This is a genomic window from Variovorax sp. GW821-FHT09B01 (assembly GCF_059418345.1).
Map to the genome: position 1 here is coordinate 84855 of NZ_JBWKPQ010000026.1, position 18358 is coordinate 103212.

20 protein-coding genes are annotated in these 18358 nt (G+C 64.9%); 10 read left to right on the forward strand and 10 right to left on the reverse strand.

The genetic code is table 11. The features are described 5' to 3' along the window. Positions 1-5: 5 nt before the first annotated feature. The 8 genes from AC07RV_RS39175 to AC07RV_RS39210 all read left to right on the forward strand — a co-directional run bounded on the left by AC07RV_RS39175 (position 6) and on the right by AC07RV_RS39210 (position 7270). Positions 6-1049, forward strand: a complete 1044-nt coding sequence (locus AC07RV_RS39175; protein WP_203208049.1) for a 2,5-dihydroxypyridine 5,6-dioxygenase NicX family protein — start codon at positions 6-8, stop codon at positions 1047-1049. Beyond that, positions 1046-1690 carry an isochorismatase family protein gene (locus AC07RV_RS39180; protein ID WP_431513463.1) on the forward strand — a complete coding sequence of 215 codons (645 nt, stop codon included), beginning with the start codon at positions 1046-1048 and terminating at the stop codon, positions 1688-1690. The genes AC07RV_RS39175 and AC07RV_RS39180 overlap by 4 nt, the downstream gene beginning before the upstream one ends. 92 nt (positions 1691-1782) lie before the next feature. Beyond that, positions 1783-2961 carry an ABC transporter substrate-binding protein gene (locus AC07RV_RS39185; RefSeq protein ID WP_431513464.1) on the forward strand — a complete coding sequence of 393 codons (1179 nt, stop codon included), beginning with the start codon at positions 1783-1785 and terminating at the stop codon, positions 2959-2961. A 15-nt stretch (positions 2962-2976) separates the two neighbouring features. Beyond that, positions 2977-3846: a branched-chain amino acid ABC transporter permease gene (locus AC07RV_RS39190; protein WP_203208046.1), complete on the forward strand. Its 870-nt coding sequence runs from the start codon at positions 2977-2979 to the stop codon at positions 3844-3846. Then, on the forward strand, positions 3843-4856 hold the full coding sequence (locus AC07RV_RS39195; RefSeq protein WP_431513465.1) for a branched-chain amino acid ABC transporter permease: 1014 nt from the start codon (positions 3843-3845) through the stop codon (positions 4854-4856). The genes AC07RV_RS39190 and AC07RV_RS39195 overlap by 4 nt, the downstream gene beginning before the upstream one ends. Beyond that, on the forward strand, positions 4853-5617 hold the full coding sequence (locus AC07RV_RS39200; protein WP_431513466.1) for an ABC transporter ATP-binding protein: 765 nt from the start codon (positions 4853-4855) through the stop codon (positions 5615-5617). The genes AC07RV_RS39195 and AC07RV_RS39200 overlap by 4 nt, the downstream gene beginning before the upstream one ends. Beyond that, the gene (locus AC07RV_RS39205; RefSeq protein ID WP_284454321.1) at positions 5598-6320 is read left to right on the forward strand and encodes an ABC transporter ATP-binding protein; all 723 of its coding nucleotides are present in this window, start codon (positions 5598-5600) and stop codon (positions 6318-6320) included. The genes AC07RV_RS39200 and AC07RV_RS39205 overlap by 20 nt, the downstream gene beginning before the upstream one ends. Before the next feature lie 77 nt (positions 6321-6397). After that, positions 6398-7270 carry a LysR substrate-binding domain-containing protein gene (locus AC07RV_RS39210; RefSeq protein ID WP_431513467.1) on the forward strand — a complete coding sequence of 291 codons (873 nt, stop codon included), beginning with the start codon at positions 6398-6400 and terminating at the stop codon, positions 7268-7270. A 26-nt stretch (positions 7271-7296) separates the two neighbouring features. On the opposite strand, the gene AC07RV_RS39215 is transcribed toward AC07RV_RS39210, so the two are convergent. From AC07RV_RS39215 to AC07RV_RS39240, 6 genes are all read right to left on the reverse strand, one after another. Continuing rightward, on the reverse strand, positions 7297-8280 hold the full coding sequence (locus tag AC07RV_RS39215; RefSeq protein ID WP_431513468.1) for a Bug family tripartite tricarboxylate transporter substrate binding protein: 984 nt from the start codon (positions 8278-8280) through the stop codon (positions 7297-7299). 107 nt (positions 8281-8387) lie between these two features. Beyond that, a complete protein-coding gene (locus tag AC07RV_RS39220) occupies positions 8388-9164 on the reverse strand; it encodes an enoyl-CoA hydratase/isomerase family protein (protein WP_431513469.1) in 777 nt (258 codons plus the stop codon). An 8-nt stretch (positions 9165-9172) separates the two neighbouring features. After that, positions 9173-10363, reverse strand: a complete 1191-nt coding sequence (locus tag AC07RV_RS39225; RefSeq protein WP_431513470.1) for a CaiB/BaiF CoA transferase family protein — start codon at positions 10361-10363, stop codon at positions 9173-9175. Between the two features lie 46 nt (positions 10364-10409). Beyond that, a complete protein-coding gene (locus tag AC07RV_RS39230) occupies positions 10410-11189 on the reverse strand; it encodes an SDR family NAD(P)-dependent oxidoreductase (protein ID WP_444689961.1) in 780 nt (259 codons plus the stop codon). An 11-nt stretch (positions 11190-11200) separates the two neighbouring features. Further along, on the reverse strand, positions 11201-12337 hold the full coding sequence (locus AC07RV_RS39235) for a thiolase family protein (RefSeq protein WP_431513472.1): 1137 nt from the start codon (positions 12335-12337) through the stop codon (positions 11201-11203). 6 nt (positions 12338-12343) lie between these two features. After that, positions 12344-12700, reverse strand: coding sequence for a Zn-ribbon domain-containing OB-fold protein (locus AC07RV_RS39240; protein WP_431513473.1), 357 nt, complete (start codon positions 12698-12700; stop codon positions 12344-12346). 189 nt (positions 12701-12889) lie between these two features. Between AC07RV_RS39240 and AC07RV_RS39245 the strand changes: the two genes are divergently transcribed. Together AC07RV_RS39245 and AC07RV_RS39250 are read left to right on the forward strand one after the other, a co-directional pair. Then, positions 12890-14083 carry a PrpF domain-containing protein gene (locus AC07RV_RS39245; protein WP_444689960.1) on the forward strand — a complete coding sequence of 398 codons (1194 nt, stop codon included), beginning with the start codon at positions 12890-12892 and terminating at the stop codon, positions 14081-14083. Beyond that, complete coding sequence (locus tag AC07RV_RS39250; protein WP_431513475.1) at positions 14080-14859, forward strand: SDR family oxidoreductase; 780 nt, start codon at positions 14080-14082, stop codon at positions 14857-14859. The genes AC07RV_RS39245 and AC07RV_RS39250 overlap by 4 nt, the downstream gene beginning before the upstream one ends. 333 nt (positions 14860-15192) lie before the next feature. Here AC07RV_RS39250 and AC07RV_RS39255 read toward each other — a convergent pair whose 3' ends face one another. The 4 genes from AC07RV_RS39255 to AC07RV_RS39270 are packed head-to-tail and all read right to left on the reverse strand — an operon-like array spanning position 15193 to position 18241. Continuing rightward, complete coding sequence (locus tag AC07RV_RS39255) at positions 15193-15933, reverse strand: sulfite exporter TauE/SafE family protein (RefSeq protein ID WP_444689959.1); 741 nt, start codon at positions 15931-15933, stop codon at positions 15193-15195. A gap of 10 nt (positions 15934-15943) precedes the next feature. Next, positions 15944-16534, reverse strand: a complete 591-nt coding sequence (locus AC07RV_RS39260; RefSeq protein WP_431513477.1) for a malonic semialdehyde reductase — start codon at positions 16532-16534, stop codon at positions 15944-15946. Further along, positions 16531-17415, reverse strand: a complete 885-nt coding sequence (locus AC07RV_RS39265; RefSeq protein WP_431513478.1) for an alpha/beta hydrolase — start codon at positions 17413-17415, stop codon at positions 16531-16533. The genes AC07RV_RS39260 and AC07RV_RS39265 overlap by 4 nt, the downstream gene beginning before the upstream one ends. 10 nt (positions 17416-17425) lie before the next feature. Next, positions 17426-18241, reverse strand: coding sequence for a Bug family tripartite tricarboxylate transporter substrate binding protein (locus tag AC07RV_RS39270; protein ID WP_431514667.1), 816 nt, complete (start codon positions 18239-18241; stop codon positions 17426-17428). Positions 18242-18358 lie beyond the last annotated feature (117 nt).

Consider the following 18358-nt stretch of genomic DNA (forward strand, 5'->3'; position numbering starts at 1 on the left):
AAAAAATGCCAGTCAGCGACTATCAAATGGTCAAGGCCTGGGACCAGGTTCTGAAGCTCAGCAAGGTGGAGCGCGGACAGAAGGTCTCGATCCTGTGCGGTCCCCACACCCATCCGCAAACGCTTCAAACCGCCACCATTGCAGCTCAAGCCGCGGGCGCAGTCGTGACCAGGATCGAGCTGCAGCCTATCAACGCGGAGAAGGCCCCGAGCCGCGACCTCATGAACTACCTGGGGGAAACGCCGCTCACCAACAACCCCGTCGCTCTCGCGGCCATGAAGAACAGCGACATCGTCCTGGACTTGATGCTGCTGCTGTTCTCGCCAGAGCAGATGGAGATCCTCGAATCGGGAACGAAGATCCTTCTTGCCGTCGAGCCGCCCGAGGTGCTGGTTCGGGCGGTGCCAACCGAGGCCGACCGCGAACGCGTGCTCGCCGCGTCGAAGCTGCTCAAGGCCGCTAAAAAGATGCACGTGACCTCGCCGGCCGGCACGGACGTGACTTTCAAGCTCGGCGACTTCCCGACCATCTCCGAATACGGTTTCTGCGAAGAGCCCGGGCGCTGGGACCACTGGCCGAGCGGTTTCCTCTTCACCTTCGCCAACGAAGGCGGCAGCGACGGCACCATCGTGATCGACCGCGGTGACATCTTGCTACCGCAGAAAAACTACGTCTCCGACAAGATCACGATGCGTCTGCGCGAAGGCTTCGTGCGCAGCATCGAAGGTGACATCGATGCAGCCTTGCTGCGCGAGTTCATGGAGGCCTACAAGGACCCCGAGGCCTACGCCATCGCGCACATCGGATGGGGGATGCAGCCGCGCTGCTTCTGGCACACGCTGTCCCTGGTGGACCGCGAGGCAACTTCCGGGCAGGACGCGCGTGCGTTCGAAGGCAATTTCCTGTTCTCGCTGGGCCCGAACAACGAGGCCGGGGGAACTCGCACCACGCCTTGCCACCTTGACATCCCATTGCGCAACTGCACGGTGGAGCTCGACGACGTCGTCGTGGTTCGCAACGGCAAGGTCATCGACGAGGCTTTCCAATGAGCACCGCTCCGGACATCTACAAGCAGCAGGGCTTCGGCCATGTCGTCACGCCGAAGGCGCCGTATGGCGTGCTGATCATCGACTTCGTCAACGGATTCGCCGACCCGCTCACGTTCGGCGGCGGCAACATCGAGCCAGCCATCGAATGCACGCGGGGCCTGCTGGATGTGGCACGCGCGCGTCGATGGCCGATCGCCCACACGCGCGTCGTGTACCAGGACGATGGAGCCGACGCCAACATCTTCGCGCTCAAGGTGCCGCCCATCCTCGCCCTGCGGGAGGACGCGCCGCAAAGCCAGATCGTTCCGCAACTGCAGCCCTGCAACGGTGAACTCGTGCTGCGCAAGATCCACCCGTCGGCGTTCTTCGGGACTTCACTGGCTTCCTGGTTTTCCCAGCGCGGGGTGCAGACTTTGCTGATCGCGGGATGCACAACCAGCGGGTGTGTCCGTGCCAGCGTGGTCGATGCCATGTGCCACGGCTTTCGTCCTCTCGTCGTCACAGACTGCGTGGGCGACCGGTCACTGCGGGCGCACGAAGCCAATCTGTTCGACATGCAACAGAAGTACGCAACGTTGATGTCCCGCGACGACGCCCTGCAGGCGACTGAAGCAGCGCAGCCGCACGGCGTGCCGCGCTGAAGCCGGCCCGCGCCCCACGATTCCCGTCCCCACCTCTTGTCAATACCCGGGCGCATGGCTCGCCAGCGACCCGCACCACCCTGGAGAAGAACATGACCCTCAAACTCATGGCCGCGATGGCGGTCTCACTCGCGACGTTCGCCTTCCAAAGCCGCGCCGATGTCATCAAGGTGGGTGTGATCGCCCCCATGTCCGGACCGTTCTCAGCGGTCGGGCAGACCTGGGAGGGAGCCACCAAGGCCTACCAAAAGCTCAACGGCACCACTGCGGGCGGACACACGATCGAGGTGATCTACCGCGACCTGCCGGAGATCAATCCCGCGCAGGCCAAGGCACTGGCGCAGGAGCTCATCATCAAGGAAGGCGCGCAGTACATCGCGGGCTTGTATTTCACGCCCGATACGCTGGCTGTCGCCGCGCTTGCGCAGGAGGCGAAGGTGCCCGTCGTGATCTTCAATGCGTCGACCTCGTCGCTTCTCGAAAAGTCCGACTACCTCTTGCGCACCTCGTACACGCTGCCGCAGATGGCCGTGCCGGTGGCCAAGTACGCGCTCGAGAAGAACGTCAAGAACGTCGTATCCCTGGTCAGCGACTTCGGTCCGGGCCTCGACGCCGAGAAAGCCTTTAACACCGCTTTCGTCGCCGGCGGGGGCAAGATGCTTGAAGCAATCCGTGCGCCGCTGAAGACGACGGACTTCGGCCCCCTGATGCAGCGCGTGAAAGCGCTCAAGCCTGATGCGCTCTATGTCTTCGGTCCGGGTGGGCCGGCCACCTACGCGATGGTCAAGGCCTACAACGAAGCGGGGTTGAGAGCTGCGGGCGTGCGCTTCCTGGGCACGGGCGAGACGGATGAGGACCAGCTGCGCGCGATCGGCCCCGAGCTGCTGGGAATCGAGACCGGTATGTTCTATTCGGCGACGCACAACTCGCCGCTGAACAAGGCCGCCGTCAATGCCATGGCCGAGGTTACGCCCAAGGCCATTCCGACCGTCCAGCTCGCGAACGCGTTCGACGGCCTGCATGTGATCTATCACATGGTCAAAGCGACGGACGGCAAGCGCGACGGGCCCAAGGCCATGGCCGCCGCCAAGGGATTTTCGTGGGAGAGCCCACGTGGCCCGGTGAAGATCGATCCGGCCTCCCGCGAGTTTGTGCAGAACGTCTACATGCGAGTGGTGGAAAAGGATGCGGCCGGACGCTTCGTCAATCGCGAGTTCCGCACGTTCGAGATGCAGCCCGACTACGGCCGCATCCAGAATGCGACCAAGTAGTGCGGAGGCTGCAGCATGTCTGTTGCGCTTCTTAGCAGCATCCTGGTCGACGGGATCACGTACGCCATGATCCTGTTCATGATCACGGTGGGCCTGTCGATGACCATGGGTCTGATGCGGGTGGTGAATCTGGCTCATGGCGCCTTCGCGATGCTCGGCGGGTTTCTGGCGGCCAGCATTCCCCAACGCCTGGGTGTGCCAATCGGGCTGGGTTTCGTACTGGCGATCGCGATCGTGGCGCTTGTGGCGGTGCTTTTCGAGCGCATCCTGCTGCGCCGCTTCTACCGGCGCGACGATCTCGACCAGATGCTGGTAACCATCGGCCTGATGTTCGTCGCGACGGCTGCGGTCAACCTGATGTTCGGATCGTCGGTGACATCCGTCGCGCTTCCTGAGGCATTCGGCGGGTCGGTGGACCTGGGGTTCCGCTCCATTCCCCGCCATCGGCTCATCGTCGTTGCCTGTGGGCTCGCGGTCGTCGGTGTCCTGTGGTTGAGCGTGGACCGGTCATCCTTTGGCATCCGGGTGCGCGCTGCGGTCGACAACGCGCCGATTGCCCGGGCCATCGGCATCGACACGACCAGGATCTATGCGGCGACTTTCGCGATCGGTGCCGCGCTCGCGGCTCTGGGCGGCATCGCCGGGGCAGAGATGCTGCCAATGGAGCCGACTTACGCCTCCAAATATCTCGTGATCCTTCTGGCGGTTGTCGCCGTGGGAGGCAACGGAAATCTGTTTGGCTCTTTCTTCGCAGCGTTGCTGCTCGGCATCGTGGAGACCTCGATGAAATACATGGTTCCGCAGCTCGCATCGGCTGCCTTTTTCCTGACGATGATTATCGTCTTGCTGGTTCGCCCACAGGGGCTGTTCGGGAGGCAGGCATGAGCGCAGTGATTCCGCCCATGGCAATGGCGACGCCAGCGCGCGTGCGCCCGTGGAGGCAATTGCGCGCCGAGATCGTCCTGACGCTCGCGGGGTTGCTGGCTTTCGTGGTGTTCCCGCAGGACCTTGGACTGCTGACTAACATGGCGACGATGTCGATCTTTGCGCTGTCGCTGAGCCTCGTGCTCGGACAGGCGGGCATCGCGACCCTGGGCCAGGCCGCGTTGTACGGCGTAGGTGCCTACGTCGCGGGCTGGACCGCGTTGTATCTGACGTCCGATCCCATCATCGGGCTGCTGCTCGGCGGGCTGGGCGGAGGACTGATAGCGCTGCTGAGCGGTGCAGTCATGCTGCGCTCGACCAAGCTCACGCTCGTCATGCTCACCATCGCGGTGGCGCAGTTGCTGCTCGAGCTCGCCAATTGGGCCAGATGGCTCACAGGTGGCGACGACGGACTTGCCGGCTTCGAGGTCGCTCCGCTGTTCGGTATCTGGGAGTTCAACTTCATGGGTCACACCGGCTATTTCTACGCGCTGGGCGCGCTGGTGTTGATGTTTTTCCTCGTGCGCAACCTGGTTGAATCACCTTTTGGCTTGACGGCCAAAGCCATACGACAGGATCCGGGACGCGTCCAGGCGCTGGGCGGGCGCGTGTATCTGCACCTGCTGGCCGTCTACACCGTCGGCGGCGTCGTGGCAGGGCTGGCAGGAGCCCTGACGGCACAGACCAGCAAGGTGGCTAATCTCTTCATGCTTGACTTCACGACGTCCGCAGGTGTGGTGGTCATGATCGTCCTCGGCGGCACGCGCCGCCTGGCGGGTGCGGTGCTCGGCACCGTCGCGTACATGACGATCCATCACATCGCGTCGACCTTGAATCCGTATCACTGGCTGTTCGTCATCGGGTCGATGCTGATTGTCGTGCTCATTGTCCTGCCGGAAGGCCTGATCGGACTTCTGGACCGGGCCGTAGCGTACGCCAAGCGGTTGGGCGGCAGCGGAGGAACGCGATGACCCATCGGCTGCAAACCCAGAACCTTTGCCATTCCTTCGGGGGCCTGGCCGTCACGCAGAACGTCACGCTCTCGCTGCCGCAGGGTGCGCGCACGGCGCTGATCGGTCCCAATGGGGCAGGCAAGACGACGCTGGTCAACCTGCTGAGTGGGGCGATGCGCCCGCAGTCTGGGGACATCCAACTGGACGGCCGCTCGATCGTCCAGCTACCGCAGTACGCACGCGTGCGCAGCGGCATCGTTCGCACGTTCCAGATCAGCCGACTGTTCAAGGACCTGACCGTGGCGGAGAACGTGCGGGTCGCAGTGCTGCAGCGGCTGCGCGCCTCGATGCAGTGGTGGCCCTCGTCGGCGCGTTCCGCGCGCGTTCGCGACGAGGTCCACGAGACGCTCGGCATGCTCGGCCTACATCCCTACGCTAACCGGGTCGTAGGACACCTCGCGCTCGGCGAACAGCGGCTTGCTGAAATCGCTCTGGCGCTCGCAATGAAGCCGCAGGTTCTGCTGCTGGACGAGCCCGGCGCGGGTGTGCCGCAAGGCGAAGGCGGTCGCATCATGGACGCCATCGAGGGCCTGCCGAAGGAACTGTCGGTGCTGCTCATCGAACACGACATGGACCTGGTGTTCCGGTTCGCCTCGCACATCATCGTGCTCGTTGCCGGTGCGGTGATGGTCGAAGGCACGCCGCAAGAAGTCGCCGCCAACGAACAAGTCAAGCAAATCTATTTCGGACGAGACGGCCATGCCCAAGCAACCCATTGAACTCCGGTTCGACGATGTCACGACCGGCTATGGCGGTGTGCCGGTCGTCGAGCATCTCAGCTTCAGCGTGCGCGAAGGCGAACGTCTGGGCCTCATCGGGCGAAACGGCGCCGGCAAGACCACTACGCTGGCAACCGCGATCGGCTTGGCCGACCTGATGCAGGGCCGGATCCACTTCGGCGGCAACGACATCGGCAGCGCCACGACGCATGCGCGCGCACGGGCTGGGCTCGGCTACGTGCCGCAGAGCCGCGACATCTTTCCTTCGCTGACGGTGGAGGAGAACCTGCTGTCGGGCCTGCAGGGGCGGTCGGCCGGCGTGGCTCTGCCACCGATCTACGCCCTGTTTCCGCGACTCAAGGAGCGCCGGCGCAACGGTGGCACGCAACTGTCAGGCGGTGAACAGCAGATGCTGTCCGTGGCACGGGCACTTGTCGGCCAGCCGCGCATCCTTCTGCTCGACGAGCCGCTGGAGGGCCTTGCTCCCATGGTGCGCGAGGAACTGATGGATGCCATCGTCCGGATGAGCGACCGGCTCGGAGTTGGCTGCGTGCTCGTGGAGCAGCACGTCGACGTCGTTCTCGACTTCTCCACGAACGTCATCGTGCTGGAGCGGGGCGTTGCCGCTTATTCCGGCTCCGCAGCGGCCCTGCGCGAAGAAGAGGATCTTTTGAACCGCACCATCGGTATCCAGAAGTGCTGAAGCCAATCCCTGCGAGTGCGGTGGCAGGCAGCTGCCACCTCGGCGCACATTGAGTGCGCCGGCAGTCTCATCCTGTCATGCAGAACCTTCGCGCACTCCTGAGCCCCCTGCGGGCGTTCGATGCGGTGTATCGGGCCAAAGGCGTGTCGCGAGCCGCGCAGTTGCTCCACGTCACGCCAGGAGCCGTTAGCCAGCAGATCAAGCAGCTTGAAACGGGGCTGGGCGTGCAACTTTTCCAGAAGGCCGGCCGCGAGATCGAACTCACCGCGGTGGGCGAGCGACTCGCCACCCGCGTCTGCGACGCGTTCGATCGACTGCACGAAGCATTGGGCGACCTGGCGGACAGCCAGCGGGAGCAACGGCTGCGCCTCAAGGTGCCTCCGAGCATCGCCATTCGCTGGCTGGTTCCCCGCCTGCACGGCTTCCATGCGCTTCACCCCGACATCGCGCTGGAGATCGCAACGATTGCACTGGCGGAAGATGTCCGGCTTGAAGGCGCGGACTGCGCGATTCGCCACGGGATGGGCGAGTGGGCCGATGTCGAGCTGGACCACCTTTTCGACGATGAGTTCGTCCCGGTCTGTACACCCGGCCTGGCGGAACAGTTCCAGGAGCCTAGCGATCTGCTGCGAGCCGACCTGCTGCACTCCATGCTGCGCCCTCAAGCCTGGCCGCTGTGGCTCGGTTCGGCCGGCCTTGTCGACACTCCAAGTCTGCCGGGCATCGCGTTGGCGAATGCCGCGTTGTGCTATCAGGCTGCAGCGGACGGCCTGGGCGTGGCGATGGCGCAGCGGGCCTACGTGCAAGACGACCTGCGCACCGGGCGCCTCGTGGTTGCGGTGGACCATGTCGCGAAGACAGAGCTCGGCTACTACCTGGTCTGCGACCCGTTGAAAGCGGCCACGGCGCCGGTTCGGCTCTTTCGGGACTGGATCCGCTCGGTGCGCTAGGCGCGCCGCGAGCAGCGCGCCATCGCCTAGTCGGCTTTGAATCCCGAGGCCTTGACGATCGGTTCCCAGAACCCGCGCATTTCGGCGAACCGGGCGCGCGCTTCGTCGGGCGAGCTTCCCGTGTTCATGAAGCCGAGCTTGCGAACCTTGCTCGAGAACTGTCCGGTGGCAGCCGCCGTACGCACGGCGGCGCTCCACTCGGAGACCACCCCGGCGGGCGTGCCAGGTGCCAAGCATATGGCAAGCACCCCGACCGCGGTGAGTTCCTTGCGGCCGAGTTCGCCGAAGGTCGGCACGTTTGGCAGCAGCGGCGAGCGCTCTGCGGAGGTGACGGCCAGCACGCGAAGCTTGCCAGCGTCGTGGTGCTGCGCAAAGTCTCCGACCGTGGACGTGCCCGCCGCGAGATTGGCGCCAGTCAGGTTCACGATCATGGGCGCCGCGCCAGGGAAAGGGATGTCCTGCAGCGGTGTCTCGATGATCCTGGCGATCTGAAGTCCCAGGAAATGCGTCGGGCCGCCCGATGCGGCGTGGCCGAAGTTGGCTTCGTCCGGGTGCGCACGTACCCATGGGGCATATTCGCCGAAGGTCTTGACGGGCGAAGAGGAGGGCACGGCCAGCGCCATTGGGAACTCGACCACCGTCGATACCGGCAGGATGTCCCTCTGCGGGTTGTAGTTGAGCTTGTTGAAGACGAAGGGGTAGATCGATGTGAAGAAGTCGGGGCACAGCATCGCCACGCTCCCGTCGGTGGCTGCGGCCCGCATCGCATCGATCGCGATCTTACCGCCCGCGCCCGGCTTGTTTTCCACCACCACGGTGCGACCAAGCGGGCCATGCAATTGATCTGCAAGCGCGCGCGTCACCACGTCGAGCGTGCCGCCGGGCGAGAAGCCAACCAGGATCCTGGCGGGTGGACGGTCGGCTTGCTGCCCGAGGGCCGGTGATGCGCCGACGAACGCGGCAACGATAAGTGCGAGGTTGTTGAGCCAAGCGGTGCGCGGTGTCTTCAAGAGCTGCTCCAGGAGAACGCTCACATCGGTTGTTCGAGTGTCGAATCGTGCGTGCGAGCAAATCGAAGGCTTGCCCAGAGGCGCATTCGTCTTCCGGGCAAGGAGTTTCAACGGCCGCGAAACACGGGGTGGCGCTTCTCGGCAAAGGCGCGACGCCCTTCCAGCCGGTCCTCGCTATCCCTGAGCAGCCCGAAGGCCTGGCGCTCCAGGGTCAGCCCGCCTGCCAACGGTAGCTCGCGTCCATTCATCGCGAGGCGCTTCGCAGCGGTCATCGCGAGCGGGGCATTGGCTGCCATCGCGCCTGCGAGTTGCATGGCTGCGTGCTGCAATTCAGACAAGGGCACCACCTTGCTGACCAACCCGATGCGCAGCGCTTCCGCTGCATCGATGCGTTCGCCGGTGAGCAGCATCCACATCGCGTCTGACTGGCCAATTGCGCGGATAAGACGCTGCGTGCCGCCGGCGCCCGGGATGCTGCCGACCCGCACTTCCGGCAAGCCGAACTGGGCGTTGTCAGAGCAGATGCGTATGTCCGCCAGCAAGGCCAACTCCAGCCCGCCGCCCAAGGCGTAGCCATTGATGGCGGCGATGACGGGCTTGTCTGTCTGCAGCGTGCCGAAGTTGAAATGCCCGGTGCCGCAGCGAAAGACCTGCCGGGCTGCGCTGTCGGCGGGCGGCATGGTCTTCTTGAGGTCCGCGCCTGTGCAGAAGGCGCGCTCGCCCGCACCCGTGAGGACCAGCACGCGGATGTCCTCGTTGTTCGACACCTCGTCCCAGATCTCGAGCAATTGCTCGTTCGATTCCGGGTCGATGGAGTTCATGGCTTCGGGCCGATTCAGGGTGACGACGGCGACGCCGTTCTGGACGGTCTTCACGATGGGCATAGCTGTGCTCAATTCTGGGAAGGGCTGAGGGGGATCACCGCATCGACGGTTGCGGCTTGCATGCCGAGTTCGGCCAGCACCTCACGGGTGTGCTGGCCCAGGGTGGGGGCTGGACGTCTCGCCCGGGGCCGCTCGCCGACGGCGCTGATGACGCTGCGAGGCAGCGTCATCGGCCCGGCGGTCGGGTGCTGCAGCTGCTCGGCGAGGGCCGCTTCGAGGAAAGGCGCTGACTGCGCCACCTCCGCGTAGTTGTTGATGGGGCCGCAGATGATGTCGACGGCTGCGAACCTCTCCAGCCAGAAGGCGCGGGGCTGCGCGAGCATGCGCCCTTCGAGCAGGCGCAGCAGTGTTTCGCGATGCTGGAGTCGGCTCTTGTTGTCGGCGAACCGTGGATCGCAGGCCAGTTCCGGTGCCCCGATGGCTGAACACAAAGCCTGCCACCGTGCGGGGTGATAGGCGGCCACCATGATCCATCCGTCAGCGCAGCGCAGGGCCTCATTCGGAGTCGAATATGGCGCTGCATGCCCTTGCGGTCCGGGCACAAGGCCGTCCGCGAAGTAGGACGCGAAACTCACGTGCTGAAGCGCGATGGCGCTGGCGAACATGCTGGCTTCGACGTGCTGCCCGTGTCCTGTGCGTTGCCGGTCCGCGAGGGCGGCCAGGACTGCGATGGCCGCCAGTGACCCTGTGACCAAGTCGACCACCGGCACCGGCACCTTGCACGGCTCCCCATCGCGTGCGCCGGTGACGCTCATCAGGCCGCTCACGGCCTGAAGCACACCGTCGACCCCGGGAAGATCCTTGCTGGCGCCGTGCTGGCCATACGCTGAGACCGAGCAGTAGATGAGGCGCGGGTTGTCCGCCGACACCGCAGCATAGTCCAGCCCCAAGCGCGCCATGACGCCCGGGCGAAAGCTCTCCACCAGCACATCCGCCTGCGCGACCAGCGCCTGCGCCGCCTGCAAGTGCGTTGGGTGCTTGAGATCGAGGACCACACTGCGCTTGTTGCGATTGAGTGCCATGAAGGCAACTCCCTCGCCATGGACCCAGGGCGAAAGGGCTCGCGAAAGATCGCCGCCAGGCGCTTCGATCTTTACGACGTCGGCGCCCAGGTCGGCCATGCACAGCGTGCAGGTCGGGCCAGCCATCACCTGCGTGAAGTCGATCACTTTCAAACCGCTCAATGCATTGGCAAGCATGCGACCTTCCGTTTTGTCGGATTGCTCATGTCGTGATGTCGACGCGCTATACGGAGGGACTGCCGAGGCTGCGCCCGCCGCAGACGTACAGGAGCTGGCCGGTGACGTAGCTCGAGCCGGGTTCCGCGAAGAACCGGACGGCGCGGCCGATGTCCTCGGGCTGGCCAATGCGTTCCATCGGTACGGTCTTGTGAAGGCTCTGTCGGACTTCCTCGGTCAGCGTTTCGAACAGCGGCGTCTCCACGATGCCGGGAGCGATGGCGTTCACGGTGATGCCCTTGCGCGCATATTCGAGCGCTAGCGAGCGTGTCAGGCTTACCACCGCTCCCTTGGAGGCGGAGTAGGCCGCCTGGCCGCGGTTGCCCAGCCATGCGCGCGAGCCGATGTTGATGATGCGGCCGAACCGGTTCTCCGCCATTTGCGCCAGTACCGCCTTGGAGCAGATGAACTGCGAATGAAGGTTGACCTCGATCACGCGGGTCCAGAATGCGAGATCCATCTTGGAGACGAGCTTGTCGCCACCGATGCCTGCGTTGTTGACCAAGATGTCGATGCGGCCATGAGACGCGAGAAGCCGGGCCACGGCCGCCTCTACCTGCTCCACCGAGCTGACGTCGACCTTGAAGGTCCGCACATTGAAGCCTTCGCCCGAAAGGGCTTGTTCTGCTCCCTCCAGCGCCTTCTCATCAAAGTCCCAGAGCGCGATGCGGCATCCGGCCTGTGCGAGCTCGCGGGCGATGCCGAGGCCGATGCCCTTGGCGCCACCGGTCACGACGGCAACGAGGCCGTGCAGCGATGCAGGCGCGCTTGTGCTTGTAAGGTTCATGGTACTTGCGATCAAAGCGAAAGAATGTTGATGGAGCAGGCGGCGTGGTCCACGCCCCAGATGCCTCCGCCTGTCACCTGCGTGAGGCCGATGCGTGCTGCGTGGACCTGCCTTGCGCCGGCACGGCCTTGCAGTTGCTCGCAGACTTCGACGACCTGTGCGACACCTGTCGCCCCGGGCGGATGCCCCTTGGCGATCAGTCCGCCGCTGGGGTTGACCGGCACGCGTCCGCCAAGCGTGGTCGCACCGCTTTGCAGGAGGCTCGCCGCATCGCCTCGGCTGCAAAGTCCGAGGGCCTCGTAGTAGAGCAGTTCGGAGATGGTGAACGCGTCGTGCACCTCCAGCAGGCTGAGATCCTGCGGTCCGATGCCGGCTTGTTCATAGGCTAGCCTGGCGGCGCGCGCGGTGATCTCGGCCTCAGTCATGTCGACCGGTGAGGTTTCGAACAAGCCAGACTGCACCACCGACGCCAGCACTCGGACCGGCGTTGCGACGCCCTTGGAAGGCTTGGTGCTGAGCACCAGCGCCGCCGCCCCATCGACCACTGCGGGGCAGCACTGGAGCAGAGTGAGCGGCTCGGCCACAGGGCGGGACGCCAAGATTTCCTCGCGGCTCGCCAGCTTGGCGAACGTGGCGATGGGATTCAGGACGCCGTGCTTTCGATTCTTGACGGAGATGTCCGCCAGTGTCTCCAATGTGAGGCCGTGGTCGTGCATGTATCGCCTGGCGCGCATGGCGTACAGGGCCGGCATGATCATTCCGCGCCGGTTGTTCCAGTCCTTCTGGCTGAGCTGCAGCGGCCCGCCGCCGAGGCTGCTCAGATGGTCCATGCCGAACACCACCACGGTGTCGTACTGGCCGACCTTGAGCGCCTGCAGCGCGAGATTCAATGCAGTGGCGCCGCTGGAGCAAGCGTTGTCTACGTTGTAGACAGCGCCGCCGTCGACGTGCAGCTCGCGCAATGTACGCTGGCCGGGCAGCATGGCTCCAAGCGCGTTACCGCAATAGAACGCCTGCACCTCCGAAAGCTGCGTGCCGGCATCGGCCAGGGCATCGAGAATTGCTGCCTGGGCCATGGCCTCTTCGGTCAATTCAGGAAAGCGCCCGAAGTCCGTGATACCGACCCCGGTGATCAGTGGTTGCTTCATCTCGCATTACTCCTGGAAGGCATAGTCGGGGGTGCCGTCCGGCAACGTGAAGGGCACCACCCGCAGGCGGCTGGCGATGGCGGGTGGCTGGTTGCCGAACAGCAGTCGCCCGAACGCACGAACGCCGGGCGCGAAGTCGACCATGGCCAGGCCATAGGGCTGCTTCTCCTTGCCGGGGTGGACGATCGTGAAGCTGTAGAGGGAGCCTGTGGGGCCGAGTTCGATCTCTTCGACCTTCTGGTCGTCGTGAACGAATTCGATCGGCGGGAACTGGGGTGGCTGGCTCGCCACGCGTGTGGCGACAAGCACCATGCCGCCGGGGGTGTCTCGGAAAGGGGATTCCGTTCGCTTGATGATCTTCAAAAGGTGTCTCCTGTTCGTGTGGAACTGGCCACAGCGACAGTAAGTATCGAGACGAAAACCGTCGTGGTCATTGGATTTCTGCTCGGCATTCTTTAGCGGCGCTAAAGCATTTGAAGTAATCAGCCCGGCTAAACAATGGCCAGCCAAACTGAAAGGACGGCGGGCCGAATGCAACTGCATACTGGGCCGATGAAAGAACAAATCAACGTACCGGTCACCTTGATGCGCGGTGGCACGAGCAAGGCTGTTTTTCTCTCGCAGCAAGATGTGCCCGCCGATGCGGATGCGCGCCTTCGATTCCTGCTGGCTTTGTTCGGTAGCCCGGATGTGCGTCAGATCGATGGGCTCGGCGGCGCCGACATCCTGACGAGCAAGTGCGCCATCATCGGGCCGCCGTCGCGCCCCGATGCAGACATCGACTACACCTTCGTGCAGATCGGCATCGACCAGCCAACCGTCAGTTTCGAGATCGTCTGCGGCAACATTTCATCGGCCACAGGGGTCTATGCGCTGCAGGAGCAGCTGGTTCCTGTGCAAGAACCCGTCACCACTGTTCGGGTGCACAACACGAACACCGGAAAGATCCTTCGGATGTCCGTGCAATGCGCCGACGGCGAGCCGCGTGTGGAGGGCGATAGCGAAGTGGATGGTGTGCCGGGAACAGGCGCAGAGGTGGCACTGGATTACTCCGACACAAGCGGCTCTACGACCGGAAAGCTCCTGCCCACGGGGCAGGCGCGCGATTGGGTACATGTATCGAAGCTCGGCCGCGAAATTCCTGTGTCGGTGGTCGATGTAGGCACGGCATGCGTGTTCATTCGCGCGGCGGACCTGGGAATCAGTGGCACGGAACTGCCGGGGCAGCTCGGTTCCGAGATCTACGAGATGGCCGAGGAGGTGAGGCGCTGGGTCGTCGAACGTTGCAATCTTCCGTCGTCGGGGATCCTCACGCCATACCAGATCTTGATTAGCGAAGCGCAGGATTACCGGACCATTGCCGGAAACCGCGTCGTGCAGGCTGCAGAGATCGACTTCGTCGCGCGCATGGTGCTCAACGGTGGTGCCATGCACAAGGCGTTCCCTGGCGGCGGCTCTGTTTGCCTCTCTGTTGCGGCGCAGATCGCTGGAACAATACCAGCCGACGCGCGAGGCACGCATGCCGGACCGACGCGCATTCGCATTGGCCATCCGAGTGGGGTGCTCAAAATCTTCGCAAATGTCGAGCATGCGGGCGAGGACGAATGGTCGGTGCGCGAAGTGCATTTCACGCGCACGGCGCGGCGCCTGTTCGACGGAATCGCCTATGTGCGGCGATCGCGCCTTGAGGCCTCCGCAGAAAAAAGCACGTCTACGGGTGTCGGTGCGGTAGCGACATCGCCATGAGCGTCCAGAATCTTTTCTCGCTGCAGGGCCGCACGGCGCTCATTACCGGTGGCTCACGAGGCATAGGCCGCATGATCGCTGAGGGGTTCCTTGCGCATGGCGCACGCGTCTACATCAGTGCGCGAAAGGCCGAAGCCTGCGACCTGGCCGCGCGAGAGCTCTCGAGCACGGGCCACTGCATTTCGCTACCGCATGACGTGTCCACGGTGGGGGGCTGCCAGGCCATGGCCGATGCCTATGCCCGTCATGAATCGACGTTGGACATCCTGGTCAACAACGCCGGCGCAGCATGGGGTGAAGATTTCGATGCTTTTCCAGAGAGCGGCTGGGACAAGGTGGTCGACCTGAACCTTAAATCGCCTTTCTTCCTGACGAAGGCGCTCATCGCACCGCTGCGCGCCGCGGCAAAGGCGCGGGTCGGGAAGATCATTCACATCGCTTCTACCGACGGCATCGGGCTCAACCCGCAGGAGAACTACTCCTACGTTGCAAGCAAGGCGGGATTGATTCACCTGACGCGGCGCATGGCCATGCGCCTGGCGCAGGACAACATCGCAGTCAGCGCCATTGCGCCCGGGGCATTTCCCTCCGAGATGAACCGCAATGCCCGTGACCATGGGGAGGCGCTGTCGGGGCACATTCCTGCCCGGCGCATCGGCACGCCGGACGACATTGCCGGCGCAGCCATATTCCTGGCCTCGCGTGCAGGAGACTACGTGATGGGTGCCACCCTGGTGGTGGACGGCGGCGTGACCCACGCGCGCCCCTACCGGTGAAGACGGTGGATTCAACCGTTCAATGCTCTACGCTATGAACTGCGTAGGCAGACGGAATGTTGTAGATGGAGTTCCGGGTACGAACCTGCTGCTCGGACAGCTAGATGGCATTGATGCGGGAGTGCCGGAGAACTGGCTGAACCCTTCATCAGATCGCTCACCTGTTTGATCGCTCGCACGGGGTCCATGCGAAACATCCTCCCTCAGCCCAGTGGAGCTCGCCTGCTCGAGCGACATTGCTCCAGGCCGGCTCCGACGCTTTGCTGAGAGAGAATTTGGCTGATAACCGAGCCTTGGCGTGTGTCGTTCACGTTGGCGCCGGCATGTGTCTCGCTAGCGAATGAAGAACAGCCCGGTCATCGTGAGGCCTGTGGCCACGATGCCGCGCCGCAGCCATACGACCGGCAAGCGCCGTGCCAGCCCCGCCCCTGCATAACCACCAAGCATCGCCGCACCCATCATGACCAAGGCCTCCCGCCATGCGATGAGGCCGCCCCAGGCATAAAGCGATACCGCGATCAGCGTGAGCAGCGCCGACACCTGGTTCTTCAGACCATTCATCGCATGCAGGTTCTTCTGGCCAAGCAAACCGAACAGGGCCAGCAGCAAGATGCCCAGTCCTCCATTGATATAGCCCCCATAGGCCGTGACAGCGAACACACCGAGCATCGCAGGAGCGGGCCGCGCAGCTTGTGGCTTTTCCGCCGCCGGAACGCGCGGACTTGCCATGAACAAAAAGGTCGCCAGCAGCAGCAGCCATGGCGCCACGCGGCGGAAGGTGGCGTCGGGGGTCAGCAATAGCAGCACGGCACCCGTGCTGCCGCCCAACAGGCAGAGCAGCCCGAGCCGCAGTGCCGAGAGCCCGGGCGGAGGCTGGGTGTCGGCACGAAAACCCCATGCGCCCGCGATGTAGCCGGGCAGCAGCGCCAGCGTGCCCGTCGCGTTGGCGCTGACCGCCGGTATGCCGGTGAACACCAGCGCCGGCAAGGTCAGGAAGCTGCCGCCACCAGCCACCGCGTTCAGCGCACCGGCGACGAAGGCTGCAACGATCAGCAGCGTCGTGTCGAAGAGCATGAAGCGGCCTTCAGGCGAAACCGCAGGCTTCGTTGAACGACAGGCGCGGGTGACGCTCGAACAGCTTTGCAGGGTCGCCGTGGCCCAGGTTGCACAGAAAGTTGGTCTTCACCGTCGTTCCGGCCCAGAAGGCCTGGTCGAGTGCCTCGGCATCGAAGCCCGACATCGGCCCACAGTCGAGCCCGATCGCCCGCGCGGCCAGGATGAAGTAACTGGCCTGCAGGCTCGCATTGCGAAACGCGGTGACCGCCGCATGGGCTTCCTTGCCGGGCCCGCGGAAATTGTCCTGCATGGAACGGTTGTGCGGAAACAGGCGGGGCAGTTCGCGATGGAATGCCGTGTCGAAGCCGATGATGGCCGTGACAGGCGCCGTCATCGTCTTGTCGACATTGCCGGGCGACAACAGCGGCCGCAGTCGCTCGCGCCCTTCGTCGGTTTGCACGAACAGCACACGCATCGGGGAGCAGTTGGCCGAGGTCGGGCCCCACTTCACGAGCTCGTAGATCTGGCGCAGCTGGTCTTTGTTCACGGCGTGCGGCAGCCAGCCGTTGTGGGACCGGGCTTGCCGGAAGAGGCAGTCGAGAGCGCTTTCGGAAATCATGAGGCAGCAGGCGGAATGGGAGTGGGGATGGAAGTGGCCATGGCGTTCATCGCTCGAACGACTGCATCAGGCGCAGCGCGGCCACGGCGATGGCACCGTCGGGCTGCGTCAGCGCCTCGAGGATGGTGAAGTGGTCGAGGCCAGGACAGGCGACGTGGCCCGCATGCACATGACGCCAGCTGGCGCGGATGGCGTCGAACTGCGCATGAAAGCCTGGGTTTTCGTCGCTGCCAAGCGCGGTGAGCAGCGGCGCTGCAGTGAGCGGTTGGCGCAGGGCGGGGGCTCAGCGCCGGCACGTTGAGCGACGTAAAGCGCGTGGCCTCCATCACCGACGGCACCTGCAGCAAAGGGCGCAGGTCGTACAGCGCGCTCACGCACACCGCGGCGGCAACGCAGCGCTCGGTGGCCAGCAGCATCGCCGCCAGATGGCCGCCGGCCGAATGCCCGCAGGCGAAGAGTCGCCCGGCCGGCGCCTCCCATTCGGCGTGGCGCGCTGCCAGCCACCTCGCTGCGCGCCGCACCTGCGCGACGATGGTTTCCACGTCCACCGCGGGGCACAGCGCGTAGTCGACCACCGCCACCGCGTAGCCGGCCGCGGTGAAGGCCGGCGCGACATGCGATGCATCGGACTTGCCGAGCGAGCGCCTGTAGCCGCCATGGATGTACATCAGCGTGCCGCGCGGACGCCCCGCAGGCAGGAACAGGTCGAGCCGTTCTATCGGGTGCGGGCCGTAGGCCATGTCCAGCCGGCAGGGCGCGCTGTCGCGCACCGCGGCCGATGCGCGCGCCCAGCCCTCGAAGATGCGCGGGTAGTGCGGAACAGCCAGGCGCGCGTTGTACAGCCGCTCGCTTTCCGGCAGCGGCGTGGCGTGGGTGGTCATCGAGTAACGGCTAGGCGGCCGCCGCGATGCGCGTCACCACGGCCGCGAGGTCGGCGCGCACCTTGTCGGACAACGCCGCAATGGGCGGACGCGTCGGTCCGGCGGGCGCGAACAGCGCGACCCAGGTCTCGAGCTCGTAGCCCTTCAGGCCCGCTTCCGCGGTGGTCGGCACGTCGGGCAGCTCGGGACGGCGCTGCTTCGCGGTCACGGCCAGCGCGCGCAGCTTGCCGGTCTTGATGTGGCCGATCACCGAGGGCGGCGTCGTGATGAAGATCTGCACCTGGTTCGCGAGCACGTCCTGCAACGCGGGTCCCGAGCCCCGGTAGGGAACGTGCAGGATCTGCGTGCCCGTCTGCTGCTTGAAGATCTCGGTGCCGATGTGCGAGACCGATCCGTTGCCCTGCGACGCGTAGCTCAGCGCGCCCGGATGGGCCTTCAGGTAGGCGATCAGTTCGGCCAGCGTGCGCGCCGGCACGGACGAATGGACCGTGATGACGTTGGCCGCGGTCGCGATCAGCGCAACGGGTTCTAGCTCCTTCTGCGACCAGGGCAGCCGGGGCGTGAGCAAGGGGTTGCCGATGTGATAGCCCGAGTACGAGGCCAGCAGCAGGTAGCCATCGGCCGGCGATCGCGCCACCTGGGCGTAGGCGACGTTGCCGCTGCCCTTGTTCTCGATGACGAAGGGCTGTGCCAGCGCGCGTGCGAGTTGCGTGCCGATCAACCGCGCCGACGCATCGATGATGCCGCCGGGCGGCGCAGGCACGACGACCGTGACCGCCTTCGCGGGATAGTCGGCGGCCGATGCCGCGCCGGGGTGCCATGCCATCGGCCACACCAACAGCGCGAGGCACGCGCGCAGGATGGCGGGCCGCAGCGCCGCCGGTTGCCGCTCGTGGTCGCGGCTCCATTCGAAAACCATGCTGTCTCCTTGTTGCTGGAGGGC

Bases quoted from the DNA above. Each gene is read 5' to 3' on its own strand.
- AC07RV_RS39185 (WP_431513464.1), top strand. From the start codon at position 1,783: ATGACCCTCAAACTCATGGCCGCGATGGCGGTCTCACTCGCGACGTTC.
- AC07RV_RS39260 (WP_431513477.1), bottom strand. From the start codon at position 16,534: ATGATTTCCGAAAGCGCTCTCGACTGCCTCTTCCGGCAAGCCCGGTCC.
- AC07RV_RS39220 (WP_431513469.1), bottom strand. From the start codon at position 9,164: ATGCCCATCGTGAAGACCGTCCAGAACGGCGTCGCCGTCGTCACCCTG.
- AC07RV_RS39235 (WP_431513472.1), bottom strand. From the start codon at position 12,337: ATGAAGCAACCACTGATCACCGGGGTCGGTATCACGGACTTCGGGCGC.
- AC07RV_RS39205 (WP_284454321.1), top strand. From the start codon at position 5,598: ATGCCCAAGCAACCCATTGAACTCCGGTTCGACGATGTCACGACCGGC.
- AC07RV_RS39245 (WP_444689960.1), top strand. From the start codon at position 12,890: ATGAAAGAACAAATCAACGTACCGGTCACCTTGATGCGCGGTGGCACG.
- AC07RV_RS39200 (WP_431513466.1), top strand. From the start codon at position 4,853: ATGACCCATCGGCTGCAAACCCAGAACCTTTGCCATTCCTTCGGGGGC.
- AC07RV_RS39250 (WP_431513475.1), top strand. From the start codon at position 14,080: ATGAGCGTCCAGAATCTTTTCTCGCTGCAGGGCCGCACGGCGCTCATT.
- AC07RV_RS39255 (WP_444689959.1), bottom strand. From the start codon at position 15,933: ATGCTCTTCGACACGACGCTGCTGATCGTTGCAGCCTTCGTCGCCGGT.
- AC07RV_RS39180 (WP_431513463.1), top strand. From the start codon at position 1,046: ATGAGCACCGCTCCGGACATCTACAAGCAGCAGGGCTTCGGCCATGTC.
- AC07RV_RS39175 (WP_203208049.1), top strand. From the start codon at position 6: ATGCCAGTCAGCGACTATCAAATGGTCAAGGCCTGGGACCAGGTTCTG.
- AC07RV_RS39270 (WP_431514667.1), bottom strand. From the start codon at position 18,241: ATGGCATGGCACCCCGGCGCGGCATCGGCCGCCGACTATCCCGCGAAG.
- AC07RV_RS39265 (WP_431513478.1), bottom strand. From the start codon at position 17,415: ATGACCACCCACGCCACGCCGCTGCCGGAAAGCGAGCGGCTGTACAAC.
- AC07RV_RS39195 (WP_431513465.1), top strand. From the start codon at position 3,843: ATGAGCGCAGTGATTCCGCCCATGGCAATGGCGACGCCAGCGCGCGTG.
- AC07RV_RS39210 (WP_431513467.1), top strand. From the start codon at position 6,398: ATGCAGAACCTTCGCGCACTCCTGAGCCCCCTGCGGGCGTTCGATGCG.
- AC07RV_RS39225 (WP_431513470.1), bottom strand. From the start codon at position 10,363: ATGCTTGCCAATGCATTGAGCGGTTTGAAAGTGATCGACTTCACGCAG.
- AC07RV_RS39230 (WP_444689961.1), bottom strand. From the start codon at position 11,189: ATGAACCTTACAAGCACAAGCGCGCCTGCATCGCTGCACGGCCTCGTT.
- AC07RV_RS39190 (WP_203208046.1), top strand. From the start codon at position 2,977: ATGTCTGTTGCGCTTCTTAGCAGCATCCTGGTCGACGGGATCACGTAC.